This window comes from Micromonospora sp. NPDC005173 (genome assembly GCF_040608515.1).
Classification (GTDB): domain Bacteria; phylum Actinomycetota; class Actinomycetes; order Mycobacteriales; family Micromonosporaceae; genus Micromonospora.
On record NZ_JBEXIK010000013.1, the window covers coordinates 52,544 to 65,150 of the forward strand.

At 73.8% G+C, this 12,607-nt stretch carries 12 protein-coding genes; 10 read left to right on the forward strand and 2 right to left on the reverse strand.

The genetic code is table 11. The features are described 5' to 3' along the window. Window positions 1–46: 46 nt before the first annotated feature. From ABZV00_RS17045 to ABZV00_RS17070, 6 genes are all read left to right on the forward strand, one after another. Window positions 47–580: a DinB family protein gene (locus ABZV00_RS17045; protein ID WP_355606939.1), complete on the forward strand. Its 534-nt coding sequence runs from the start codon at window positions 47–49 to the stop codon at window positions 578–580. 140 nt (window positions 581–720) lie between these two features. After that, window positions 721–1,932, forward strand: a complete 1,212-nt coding sequence (locus ABZV00_RS17050) for a helix-turn-helix transcriptional regulator (RefSeq protein ID WP_355606942.1) — start codon at window positions 721–723, stop codon at window positions 1,930–1,932. A gap of 333 nt (window positions 1,933–2,265) precedes the next feature. After that, window positions 2,266–2,484: a flavin reductase gene (locus ABZV00_RS17055; RefSeq protein ID WP_355606944.1), complete on the forward strand. Its 219-nt coding sequence runs from the start codon at window positions 2,266–2,268 to the stop codon at window positions 2,482–2,484. Beyond that, window positions 2,481–2,654 carry a hypothetical protein gene (locus ABZV00_RS17060; protein ID WP_355606947.1) on the forward strand — a complete coding sequence of 58 codons (174 nt, stop codon included), beginning with the start codon at window positions 2,481–2,483 and terminating at the stop codon, window positions 2,652–2,654. The genes ABZV00_RS17055 and ABZV00_RS17060 overlap by 4 nt, the downstream gene beginning before the upstream one ends. A 169-nt stretch (window positions 2,655–2,823) precedes the next feature. Further along, window positions 2,824–3,117 carry a hypothetical protein gene (locus tag ABZV00_RS17065; protein ID WP_355606950.1) on the forward strand — a complete coding sequence of 98 codons (294 nt, stop codon included), beginning with the start codon at window positions 2,824–2,826 and terminating at the stop codon, window positions 3,115–3,117. A 103-nt stretch (window positions 3,118–3,220) separates the two neighbouring features. Beyond that, entirely contained in the window at window positions 3,221–6,136 is a 2,916-nt protein-coding gene (locus tag ABZV00_RS17070) for an Hsp70 family protein (protein WP_355606952.1), read from the forward strand. 13 nt (window positions 6,137–6,149) lie between these two features. Here the strand turns inward: ABZV00_RS17070 and ABZV00_RS17075 are convergent, their stop codons facing one another. Next, on the reverse strand, window positions 6,150–6,581 hold the full coding sequence (locus tag ABZV00_RS17075; RefSeq protein ID WP_355606954.1) for a Rieske (2Fe-2S) protein: 432 nt from the start codon (window positions 6,579–6,581) through the stop codon (window positions 6,150–6,152). Window positions 6,582–6,756: 175 nt separating this feature from the next. Beyond that, complete coding sequence (locus tag ABZV00_RS17080; protein WP_355606957.1) at window positions 6,757–7,407, reverse strand: PT domain-containing protein; 651 nt, start codon at window positions 7,405–7,407, stop codon at window positions 6,757–6,759. A 221-nt stretch (window positions 7,408–7,628) separates the two neighbouring features. On the opposite strand from ABZV00_RS17080, the gene ABZV00_RS17085 reads away from it, so the two are divergent. The 4 genes from ABZV00_RS17085 (at window position 7,629) to ABZV00_RS17100 (ending at window position 12,600) form a co-directional block, all read left to right on the forward strand. Beyond that, window positions 7,629–8,930, forward strand: coding sequence for an efflux RND transporter periplasmic adaptor subunit (locus ABZV00_RS17085; protein WP_355606959.1), 1,302 nt, complete (start codon window positions 7,629–7,631; stop codon window positions 8,928–8,930). A 136-nt stretch (window positions 8,931–9,066) separates the two neighbouring features. Then, window positions 9,067–9,753 carry a response regulator transcription factor gene (locus ABZV00_RS17090; protein WP_355607233.1) on the forward strand — a complete coding sequence of 229 codons (687 nt, stop codon included), beginning with the start codon at window positions 9,067–9,069 and terminating at the stop codon, window positions 9,751–9,753. A 14-nt stretch (window positions 9,754–9,767) separates the two neighbouring features. Next, window positions 9,768–11,312: a HAMP domain-containing sensor histidine kinase gene (locus tag ABZV00_RS17095; protein WP_355606961.1), complete on the forward strand. Its 1,545-nt coding sequence runs from the start codon at window positions 9,768–9,770 to the stop codon at window positions 11,310–11,312. A 46-nt stretch (window positions 11,313–11,358) separates the two neighbouring features. Further along, window positions 11,359–12,600 (forward strand): biotin/lipoyl-binding protein, encoded by a 1,242-nt coding sequence (locus ABZV00_RS17100; RefSeq protein ID WP_355606963.1) that lies wholly within the window; start codon window positions 11,359–11,361, stop codon window positions 12,598–12,600. Window positions 12,601–12,607: the final 7 nt, after the last annotated feature.

The following is a 12,607-nucleotide window of genomic DNA, read 5'->3' on the forward strand; positions in this document are numbered from 1 at the left end:
TGATTATCCTGTCGACGGGGGTGCTGAGCCGCGACAGAATCGCCGGATGCCCGTACCGCCCCTGACCCTCCTGCGCTGGCAGTTCGACCTGACGTGGTCGCTGTTCGAATACCACTTGGGGCGACTCGAACCCGCGGACTTCCTCTGGGAGCCGGCCACGCTCTGCTGGTCCGTACGGTGTAGCTCTGACGGCAGTTGGACCCCCGACTGGGCCGACACCGAACCCGACCCGATCCCGGTACCGACGATCGGCTGGCTGACGTGGCACATCGGCTGGTGGTGGACCGTAGCCATGGATCACCTTCAGGGGCAACCACCACGGCAGCGTACGGACGTTGAGTGGCCAGGCGCGGGCGAGCCGACTGTCGCCTGGCTGCGGGACCTGCGCACCGAGTGGCTGGGTCTCCTCGACCGCCTCACCGACGCCGACCTCGAAGGAACCGCGCCGTTCCCCTGGCAGGACGACCCCGATCCCACGGTCACGCACATGATCGCTTGGGTCAACTCCGAGCTGATGAAGAACGTCGCGGAGATCGGTCAGCTCCGGCTACTGCGTGCGCAGCCACGCTCGAACGTCTGAGCGTCATCGCTGGTCAGTACACCTGGGCCTGTGGAGCCGCGCCAAGCGCGTCTCTTATCAGACGGGGTGCTGGTCGGTAGCGTGAGACCTGACGGCGGCCGTTGGGCCGGTGACGCATCCCGGCTATGAGGAGGTGCGGGATGGACTCCATGCCGGAGTTGAGCTTCGGGCAGCGTCTCAAGGTCTACCGCGAACGATCCGGCAAGACGCGTGCCGTACTCGGTGGGCTGGTCGGTCGTAGCGCCGAGTGGGTGAAGGCGGTGGAGACGGACCGCATTCTGCCGCCGCGCGTGCACATGTTGGACCGCATTGCCCGTGCCCTCAAGGTCGACGTGTCCGCCCTGGTCGGGGAGTTGAGCGACCGGTCGGCTGCCGTCAACGGGCCGGAGCATCCGGCGTTGGCCTCGGTCCGGGACGCGGTGAACCATTTCGCACTGTCCGGTGACGTACCTCCTGACTCGTTGAGTCGTCTGCGGGACCGTCTCTCGGCGGCGTGGCGGGCACGCCACCAGTCGTCGGACCATCGCACGGTGCTGGGCGCGTTGCTGCCGGCTCTGGTGCAGGATGCGCAGGCTGCCGCCCTGACGTACGAGGGTGCCGACCGTCGGCGGGCGCAGGCTCTGTTGGCTGAGGCGCTTGGGCTCGCGCAGATGTTTCTCGCCTACCAGCCGGCCGCCGAACTGCTGTGGCGCGTCGCCGACCGTGCGATGGTGGCCGCGCAGGAGTCCGGTGATCCCGAGGCGCTGGCCAGCGCGGGGTGGTTCCTGTGCCAGGTGCACCGGGACGCCGGTGACTGGGACACCGCCATGGCGGTGACGCTCGACATCCTCTCGGCTCTGGAAGCCCGCACGGCCGATGCGAACGCGAACCTTCTTGCGCTCTGGGGTGCGCTGCACTTCGAGGCCGCCTACACCGCCGCCCGCGCCGGTGAAGAGGGCCGCGCCTGGCGCTACTGGGACCGCGCGGACGAGGTGGCCAAGCGTCTACCGAAGGGGTTTTATCAGCCGCAGACGTCGTTCTCACGCGTCGTCATGGGTGCCCACGCCGTGACCGTGGCCGTTGAGTTGCAGAAGTCCGGGGAGGCGGTGCGGCAAGCGCGTCGCCACGAGGCGGCGGCCATTCCGTCGAGGCCGCGTCGTGCGCGCCACCTCATTGAGGTCGCCCGTGCCCACTACGGCAAGGACGACAAGGAAGCCGCCGTGGCGACTCTCCGGCAGGCATACGAGTCGGCTCCGGAGACGATCCGCTTCAACGGCTATGCCCGGCAGATCACTCTGGACCTGCTTGACGGGCCGCGTGCCACGCGGAACGAAGCCCGCGACCTGGCGTTGAAGGTCGGTCTGGTCTCCTGACTCAGGGGTACGAACCTTACCCATTCCACCCCGCAGCCGTACCTAACGTCCTCGTCACGGGGCGCGGCGTGCGGTGCGAGATCGTTGGTCGCCGCGTCCCTCCATCGGGGGTGGACAAGTCGCCCTCGTGGCTGACGAGGGAGGGCACATGCGGCGCGTCTCATACGAGGAATACCTTTCTGCTACCGCCCTGACTCTCGCCCGCCGCCACCGGCCGATCTGGTCCTGGCGACACTGGCGACGCATGTGCCGCTGCGGTGCGCATCTGCCGTGCCGTAGTCGTCACCGAATCCCCATCAACCGCGGCCACTGGCCCAGCCAGAACGGTCCGCGGTGACGGCTCACCGCCCTGTCCCGCAAGCCTGGACGTGTGGCGGCTGCGGCAGCGACTGGCCCTGCCAGACCCGCCGCCGAGAGTTGGTCGCCGAGTACGACCGCGCTCCGGTGTCACTGGCCCTCTATCTGGCCGCTCAGCTCGTCGACGCCACCCGGGATCTGGCCCACGTTCCTGCCGGCTACCTGCACCACCGATTCCTCGGCTGGATCCGATGAGCATTCTTCGGCCGGGGGACGAGAAGTTCCACTACAGCGACGGCTCCCACCGGTGGATCCCGCCGGACCCGGACTACGACCAGGAAGTCTGGGACGAGCAGATCCGGCAGCACAAGCATGGCCACCTGCGGAACGAGCGTCCGAAGGTCCGCGTCCAGCGCCTCGTCTGATGCCAGCAGTGAAGTGGCGGCAACCGCCGGCTGTGCCGGAACGGCTGGTAGTCACACTGGAGGGGTGCGAAGGTCTCTGGGTGGTGGCTGGTCAATCGAGCTGATCGGTCCTTGGACGCAGCAGGGCGACACACAGAGTGCCGCGACCTGGCGCGAGTCGGGTCGGATGGTGCGTGTCTCGCCAGGCGTCCAGTGGCGGTGTGCCGACGGTGCCGACATCATCGCCTCGCTCGACGCCGAGTTGCCACCGGACCCAGTAGGCAAGGTAGGTGAGGGCGGCTGCGACGGGATCGGTCACAGGGCTGCCTGGCTCTACCGCCACAGCGGCGACCCGGCTTTCACCCTCTATGGCTACAACTTCCGCGACGGAACGTACGTGGAGACGGTCTTCGCCAGCGCGGACGCCGCGGACCTCGAGTGGGCGTTCGGTGCTTGGCGTTCGGTGGCCTACTCCACCGATTAGTGGGCTCCGACGTCATCCGCGTGACCGAGTGATCAGGGCGGCGGTGCCGGCTGCGTACGATGCGGGGCTGAGTTCCCCTCGTCGCGGCGGAGGTATCGGGCAGATGGCAGGACAGCACGAGGGCTTCGCTCTCGGCGTCGACCTCGGTACGTCCAACACGGTGGCGGTGCTGCGATGGCCGGACGGGCGGACGCGTCCGCTGCTGATGGACGGTCAGCCGGTCAGTCCGTCCGGTGTGTACGCCGACCCGGACGGCACGCTGCACGCCGGCTGGGACGCTCGGCGGCTGGCGCAGGCCGACCCGGCCCGGTTCGAGGCTAACCCGAAGCGCCGGGTGGACGCGCCGGGCGTACTGCTCGGCGACCGCTCGTACCCGCCGGCCGAGCTGCTCGCCGCGGTGCTGGCGGCCGTCGCGCGGGCCGCGGTGAACACGGTCGGCTTCCTGCCCCCGGCGGTGGTCACCTGCCCGGCGGCCTGGGATGAGACGCGACGGCAGGTGCTCGGCGACGCGCTGATGCAGGCGGGCTGGCCGCAGGCGGCCGAGCACACCCTCGCCGGGCCGACGCCACCAGGCACCCGGCTGCTGCGTGAGCCGGTGGCCGCCGCCCGCTACTACACCCAGGTGTTGCACCGGCCGGTGCCGGTCGGCGGCGCCATCGCGGTGTTCGACTTCGGCGGCGGGACGCTCGACGTCGCGGTGCTGCGCAACGAGGGCGCCGACCCGTGGGGTGACTCCGGTTTCAGCGTGGTCGCCGATGGTGGCCTGCCCGATCTCGGCGGCCTGGATCTTGACGCGGCGTTGATGCAGCGGGTCGGCGAGTTGGTCGGCGACCGGCACGCCGCGCAGTGGGCCCGGTTGATCCGGCCGACGGATGTGGCGCAGCGCCGCGACCAGATCCGGCTGTGGGACGAGGTCCGGGGTGCCAAGGAGACGCTGTCCCGGTCCACCGTGGCGCCGGTCGCGGTGCCCGGCGTGGCCGAGGCGGTGCGGCTGACCCGGGCGGACGTCGAGCGCGTGGCCACGCCGCTGCTGCGCCGCGCGGTGGACCGGGCCCGGGAGGTGATCGCCGCCGCTGGACTCCGCCCCGATCAGCTCTCCGGGCTGTTCCTGGTCGGCGGATCGTCGCGGATCCCGTTGGTGGCCCGGATGCTGCACGCCGAGCTGGGGGTGGCGCCGACGGTGCTGGACCAGCCGGAGTTGCCGGTGGCCGAGGGCGCGCTGACCGATCTGCCGCTGCGCCGAGGGGTGCCCGCGCCGGCGTACGCCGGACCGCCCGTCGCCCCGCCCGCCCCGGGCGGCGTACCCGCTCAGGCTCCGGCGGGCCCGTCCGCGTCACCGGTGCCGACCTCACCGGCCGGACCGCCGTACGCGCCGACGTCACCCGCCGCCCCACCCGCCCCGACCGTGGCGAACGGGGCAGGCTCGACCGCGCCGACCGTCCCGGCCGGGGCAGACTCCGCCACGCAGACCGTGCCTGCCGGTGCCGGACCGATCGCACCGACCCTGCCGTCGCAGCCCGGGCCGGGTTCGACCCTGCCGGCCGGGCCGGGCTGGCCCGGGGCGTCGGCCCCGACCGTGCACGGGCCGGCGGGCGTACCGTCCACCCTGGTCGGCGGGTCCGGAGCGCCCCCACCGTCGGCGCTCACCCCGGCCACCGGGACGCGCTGGCGGCGGGCCCGCTGGGTGGTGCTCGGCGCGGTGCTCGCCCTGGCCGGGGTGGCCACCGCGGCGACCCTCTACCTCACCCGCGACCGCTACCCGGACCTGGAGTTCCGGGCGCTGAGCGAGCTGTCCCGGCCGGCGGCCGGCGCCGAGCGGCCGGCCGGCATGTGGACGGCGGTGCTCGGCGACCGGGCCTACCTCGGGTACCCGCTGCCGGACGACCGGCTGGAGGTGGTGGCCGTCGACACGGCCACCGGCGATGAGCTGTGGCGCGAGCCGACCGACGTCACCGCCGACGACTGGACGGGGCTGGTCGCCGTCCCGGGGGCGGTCGCGGTCCTCGCCGACGCCCCGGGCGACAGCACCCCTCGCGCGCTGGCCATTCTCGACGGTCGCTCAGGCGAACAGCGCTGGTCGCGGATGGTCCGTGGCGACGACGACGTGTACTTCGCCGACGACGTGGCGGTGCTGGTGGACCGGGCCGGCGGCCGGCTGGTCGGCCTGCGGCTGACCAACGGCAACGAGAAGTGGATCCAGGCCAACCCCGGTGACCGGTACGGCGGCAGTCGCACCGTCGTCCGGCCGGTGGGCACCGATCAGGCGGCCGGCGGGCCGGCCTTCCTCGACGGCGCGCCCCGCAACCCGTGGACGGGCAAGGGGCGTCGACTGGTGCAGGTCGGTGCGGACCGGTCGGTGCGGCTGCTCGACATGTCCTCCGGCAATGTGCTGCGCCAGTGGGGCAGCGTCGCCGACCTCGACGACCTGGTGGTGGCGCACGAGGACCGGCTCTACGTGGCCGCCAACGAGGGCGGGTACCAGCTGCTGGCGTACGACCTGGGCTCTGACGCGGAGCCGGTGGTGCTCTACCGGGCCGGGAACGACCAGAACCGGCCGAAGGAGCTGGTGGCCTGCGGCGAGCGGCGGGCGTGCCTGCTGGAGGTGCCGAACAGCGACGCCGAGCGCACCGAGGTGGTGGCGGCGACCGAGGGCGAGCAGGCGATCCACTGGTCGGCGCCGGGCGTGACCGACCTGGTCCCACTCGGCACCCGACTGCTCGCCCAGCGGGACAGCCCGGAGTCGACGGTCACCCTCTTCGACGCCGCCGGAAAGCCGGTGCTGCGCGACCGCCGCGGCGTGGCGGCCCGACTGGACGAGGGCAACCTGCTGGTCTTCGCCAAGGCGCCCAGCACGGTGGCGGACAACCGCGTCCTGGCCGGTGTGTGGGCGAAGTCAGGCGAGGTCGACGAGTTGGGCGAGCTCCAGGAGGTCCGCAGCGCGTCGTGTTCATGGAACACCCGAGTGATCGCCTGCGGTGCGGACAAGGACTTCGTGCTGTACAGCTTCGCCGACGAGTGACCGCCCGCGATCTTCAGGCGCGGAGGATGTCGGTGCCGTCCACCCGGACGGGGATTTCGGTGAGCCCGCGGGTGGCGGGGCCGCTCAGGCGGGCGCCGTCGGTGGCCGAGAAGGTGGAGTTGTGGGCGGGGCAGGTGATCACCCCGTCGCGGGGGGCGCCGACCCGTACGCCCTGGTGCGGGCAGGTCGCGTCGTACGCCGTGAAGGTGCCGGCCTCGGGCTGGACGACCAGCACGCCGCCGACGACCGTGCCGCCGCCGACCGGCACGTCGCCGGTACGGGTCAGCACGGTGCCGGGCTCGGCGGCCGTCTGACCGGCCGGAGGGTCGCCGGCACCGCAGGCGCTGAGCAGCCCGGCCGCGCCGACCGCACCGGCCCCGGTCAGCAGTGTGCGCCGGCTCAGGCACCAGCGATTGTCGCGGAGGAAATCCTGCCCGTCGTACACCGTCGTCACCTCTCGGTCGGCGGACCGGACCGCCGACGTCGGGGTGCGCCGCCACGTGGTCGGGATGGCGCATCCGGACGGGTCCGGTGGCTCGCCGGACCAGCCTGCCCCACCTCGCTGGACGCGCGATGCGACCGAGCTGAATGTTGGCTGGGCGCGACCGGCGCGGTGGTGGTCAGGTCCTCGGGGACGGGCTGAGTACCGCGCAGGCGGTCAACGCCTCGCGGGTCTTCGGGTCGCTGTCGTCGAGCCGGTCCGGATCCAGGCCGCGGTCGCTCAGGCAGGTGCGGTAGGCGGTGGACCGCCCGTCGCCCGATCCGCCCGGTCGTGCGCCCGGCGCGCCGGACGCGTCCGGGCCGCCGAAGCCGCCCGGCGGGCCGCTGGGCCGCACCGACGCACACGCCTGCTGCGCCTTCTGCCAGGTCTGTTCGTCGACCCCCTCCGGCCGAGCGCCGCCCGGGAAGCCGCGCCCCGCGCCCCGCGACGGGTCGGCGCTGCCCGACGGCCGGGCGGTCGGGAAGCCCGACGGGCGGTCGGTCGGGAAGCCCGACGGGCGGTCGGTCGGCATGCCTGACGGGCGGGCGGTCGGGAAGCCCGACGGGCGGGCGGTGCCCCGCGCGCCGGGAACGCGGGACGGATCCATCGTCGGCAACGCCACGCCGTTGTCCCGCAGGCAGTCCTGGTACGCCGTGAAGGAGCTTCCCACCCCGTCCGCGTCGGTCGACTCGTCGTCCGACCCGCCGCCACAGGCCGCTAGCAGCAGGACTGCCGAGGCGGCGGCGGTCAGTACGGCCGCCAGCCGACGGCGCCTCTTGGTCAACGGCACGGGTGCTCCTCACGCCTCATCCGGTAGTTGCTCAGCGAACCGGCCGCACCTCGTCGGCGGCTCGGACCTGGCTCGGAGTTCCCTCGGAGCGACCCAGGGGCACCGGCTCTACCGGTTGCCCGCTCTGCGCGGGGCGAGCACCCGAGCCGGTGTCCGGTTCCGAGCCAACTCTGAGGTGGGGTCGAGCCGACCGCGAGGCGCGCTGCGCAGACTGCCCGACCATGGGGATCGGCCTGAAGCGACGCTGGCGTACCCGGCGGACCCGGTGGTGGGCGGCCGGCGCTGCCGGCCTGCTGCTGCTTGGCGCGGCCGGCGTGCATGCCTGGACCGCGGACGCCGCGGACGCGCCGACCCGACCGGTGACCGTGGCCGTCGACCGGGGGCCGGTCGCGGTCGAGGTGGCCACCTCGGGCACCGTCCAGCCGGCCACCACCCGCAGCCTCGGCTTCACCATCGCCGGCACGGTGCAGACGGTCAGCGTCCGGCCGGGCAGCGTGGTCAAGGTCGGCCAGCGGCTCGCGGCGATCGCTAACGCCGACGCTGCCGACGCGGCGGACACCGTCCAGGACGCCGAGACCGACCTGGCCGAGGCGCGGGACGCGCTGACCAAGGCCTGGGACGCGGCCGACGACCCGGCGGCGAGCTGCCAGACCGGCACCGGTTCCGGGGTACGACCGGTGGCCTGGCGCTCGCCGCAGCCCACCGGCACGCCCGAGGCGACGCCGGCCACCGGCACGCCCACCCCCGGCAGCAGCCCAACGCCCCGAACCACCGCGACCTCCGCCGCGCCGAGCCGTACGCCCGGGGGTCCCGTGCCGACCGCCGGCGGCGGATCGGGCGCGTCCCGGACGCCGGCCGCCCCTGGGCAGAGCGGCGCGGACTGCGGCGGGGACGCCGGAACCACCGCCCGGGGCACCGACCCGATCCTGACCGCCCAGCGCCGGGTCAACCAGGCCGAGGCCGCCCTCACCGAGGCGCAGGAGGCCCTCGACGGCGCCACCATCACCGCGCCGATGGCTGGCACCGTGCTCTCCGTTGCCGGCCCGGTGGGCAGCCAGGTAGGCCGCGGAGCCACCTTCATCACCCTGGCCGACACGTACGCCATGCAGGTGGTGGCGAAGTTCCCGGAGGCCGACGCCGGCGCGCTCGCGGTCGGGCAGAGCGCGACACTGGCCCTGGCCGACCGGCCGGAGCAGACGTTCGCGGCGACCGTGGTGCAGGTCGACCCGGTCGGCACCGCAGACGGCACGATGGTCCGCTACGGCGTGGTGCTGTCCTTCACCACCGCCCCGGAGAACCTGCTGGTCGGGCAGAGCGCCGCCGTGACGGTGCAGACCGGTGCCGTGCCGGACGCGCTGCGCGTGCCATCCACCGCCGTGCACGACGGCGCCGACCGCACCGGCAGCGTGCTGCCAGCCGACGGCGGGCCCGCCCGCACCGTCACCGTCGGGCTGCGCGGCGGCCAGTACACCGAGATAACCTCCGGGATCGCCGCCGGTGAGCTGGTGCTGCGCACCTGGTGACAGCCGGTGCACAGGTTCAGCACAGCGAACGTCGAGCCCGGTCCGGTACCCAGTCCCAGTGCATACCAACGTCCTCCGGCCGCCCACGGCCAGCCCCGCCCCGACCGCCGAGGGTGAGTCCACAAGCGCCCGCCTCCTGGTGGTCGACGACGAGCCGAACATCTCCACCCTGCTGGCCGCCACACTGCGGCTCGTCGCGTACGACGTGCGGGTGGCGGGATCCGGGCGGGCCGCGCTGGCCGCCGTGGAGGAGTTCGCTCCGGACCTGGTCATCCTCGACGTGATGCTGCCCGACCTGGACGGCTTCGAGGTGGCCCGGCGCCTGCGCGCCGCCGGCCGGCCGGTGCCGGTGCTCTTCCTCACCGCCCGGGACACCGTCGAGGATCGGGTCGCCGGGTTGGTGGCCGGTGCGGACGACTACGTGGCCAAGCCGTTCAGCCTGGAAGAGGTGGTGCTGCGGATCCGGGCGATCCTGCGGCGTACCCGGTCGGACCTCCCGCCGACCCCGGACACCCGGCTGCTGCGCTACGCCGACCTGGAGTTGGACGACGACGCCCACGAGGTACGCCGGGGCGGGCGGCCGGTCGACCTGTCGCCCACCGAGTTCCGGCTGCTGCGCTACCTGCTGCTCAACGCCGGTCGGGTGGTCAGCAAGGCGCAGATCCTGGACCGGGTCTGGAACTACGACTTCGGCGGCGACGGGCGGATCGTCGAGTCGTACGTCTACTACCTGCGGCGCAAGGTCGACCGGTCCGGTCCACCGCTGATCCACACGGTGCGCGGGGTGGGCTACACGCTGCGGGCGCCGCGCGGCAACGAGTGAGCCGCCTGCCCCGGGTGCGCCCGTGGCCGCACTGGACGCTGCGGTCCCGACTGGTCCTGGTCGTCGGGGCGCTCGCCACGCTGGCCCTGCTCGGGGCGAACGCCGCCGGCCTGCTGCTGCTGCGCAGCTACCTGGTGGACCGGGTCGACGAGCAACTCGCCGTACAGGTCCGCCCGTTCACCGGCGAGCCCCGCCCAGGCACCGGTCCACCCGGTGCCCTGGTCGGACGGATCGCCCGGCTCGGTCCGGACCAGCTCGTCCTGTTCTACCGCGCCGACGGCACCCGCGACGCCGAGCACAGCAGCGCCCCCAGCGCGGCGGCACCGGACCCGGGATCGCTGGCCGAGGTGACCGCCCGCGCCCGCGCCGGCCGGCCGTACACCGTCTCCGGCGACCACGGCGCCGCGGACTGGCGGCTGCTCGCCGTGCCGGCGGGCGGGACCGGCGGGGTCGTGGTGGTCGGCGCCTCCCTGGCCGAGGTGACCCAGACCGCCGACCGGTTGCTGCTCATCGACGTCACGGTCACCGGCGGAGTGCTGCTCGGCCTCGGGCTGCTGGCCGCTTCGGTGGTGCGGCTCGGGCTGCGCCCGCTGACCCGGATGGAGCAGGTCGTCGCCGGCATCACCGGCGGCGACCTGACCCGTCGAGTGGACGACACCGATCCGCACACCGAGCCGGGGCGGCTGGGTGCCGCGGTGAACCTGATGCTGGAACGGATCGGCACCGAGATGAGCGCCCGCGCGGCCTCCGAGCGCCGGCTGCGGCAGTTCGTCGCGGACGCGTCGCACGAGCTGCGGACGCCGCTGACCTCGATCCGCGGCTTCGCCGAGCTGTACCGGCGCGGCGGCACCCCACCCGGTCCCGCGCTGGACGAGACGATGGGCCGGATCGAGAGCGAGGCAGCCCGGATGGGCGTACTGGTGGAGGACCTGCTCCTGCTCGCCCGACTGGACCGGCAGCGCACGCCGACGCTGCGTCCGGTGGATCTGCTGGAGATCGCCGCCGACACCATCCGGGATGCGCACGCCCGTACGCCGGGCCGGCCGGTGCGGCTGAGCACGCTCGCCGAGCACGACCCGACCTTCGAGACGCCGACCGTGCTCGGCGACGAGCACCGGCTGCGCCAGGTCGCCGCCAACCTGGTCGGCAACGCGGTGCAGCACACCGGGCCCGCAGCCCGGGTGACCGTCCGGGTCGGCCGGCTGGTCGGCCCGCCGGCCGGGCCGGTGGTCCGCTCGGGGCCGGTCCCCGCGCCGACCGCCGACGGGTTCGCCGTGCTGGAGGTGCACGACGACGGGCCGGGTATCCCCGCCGAGCACGCCGGTCGGGTCTTCGAGCGGCTGTACCGGGCCGACCCGAGCCGGGGCCGGGGCAGCGGGGGCGGCTCCGGTCTGGGGTTGTCCATCGCCGCGTCGATCGTGCACGCGCACGGCGGGTGGATCGAGCTGGACACCGGGACGGGCTCGGGGACGACATTCCGGGTGCTGTTGCCCGCCGTACCCCGGCAGCCGGCCCCGTCGGGCGACGATCCGGCGGCACCTATTCCGAGCCAGCTCTGAGCTTGCGCCGAAGATCCTCCCAGCCGTGCCGGCGAGGCTGACCGGCATGCGAGTGCGCCTGCCGGCCGTCCTGCGCCGGCCCCCCGTCGCGGTCAACGCCGCCCTGGTCCTGCTGCTGGTCGGCGGCGGCTGCTGGGCCTGGCTGTCGGTGCGCGGCGATTCGACGGCGGATGCCAGGTCCACCGGCACCCGGACCGTCAGTGTGTCCAGGGGCACCGTGACCGCCTCCGTCACCGCGGACGGCTCGGTGCGCAGCGCCTCGACGGCCAGCGCCAGCTTCGCCACCGCCGGCACCGTCACCGCGATCCCGGTACGGGTCGGCGACCGGGTGAAGAAGGGCCAACTGCTGGCCACCGTCGACCCGGCAGCCGCGCAACGCGACCTCGACGTGGCGAAGGCGGACCTGACCGCCGCGCGGGACGCCCTGGACCGCGCTGAGGAGGCCGGTTCGGACACCTCATCGGTGGAGAACTCGGTCACCCAGGCCGAGCTGGCGGTGGACGAGGCGCAGGCCGCCGTGAGCGGCACCCGGCTGACCGCGCCGATGGCCGGCACGGTGGTCGCGGTCAACGGCACCGTGGGCAGTTCCTCCGGAGGCTCCGCCACCGGCGGCGGCTCGACCGGGGGCTCCTCCACCGGGCAGCAGGGCAGCAGCGGGTCGACCGGCGCCACCAGCTCCGGGTCCACCACCTCCAGCGGGTTCGTCGAGCTGGCCGACCTGACGAAGCTGCAGGTCACCGCGGGCTTCGCCGAGGCGGACGCGACCCGGCTCAAGGACGGCCAGGCCGCCACCATCACGTGGAACGCGTTGCAGGGGGCCGAGGCCGGTGGCAAGGTCGTCGCGGTCGATCCGCAGGCCACCACCGCCAACAACGTGGTCACCTACGGGGTCACGGTCAGCGTGGACAAGCTGCCGGCCGGCGCGAAGCCGGGGCAGACCGTGCGGGTCGCCGTGATCACCGGCACCGCTGCGGACGTCCTGTTGGTCACCTCGGCAGCGGTCAGCGGCACCGGCGACCGGCGCACCGTCACGGTGGTCACTGACACGGGGACGGAGAGCCGACGGGTCACCGTGGGGCTCGCCAGCGACCAGGCGTACGAGGTCACCTCGGGGCTGACCGAGGGGGAGCGGGTGGTGCTGCCGGAGAGCAGCAGCACGGGCAGCACCGGCGGCGGCCTCCCCGGCGGGGGCGGCCTGCCGGGTGGCGGTGGCTTCCCGGGCGGTGGTGTCCCCGGCGGGGGCGGCGTCCCCGGCGGCGGTGCTCGGGGCGGGAACGGAACCCGTTGATGACGCC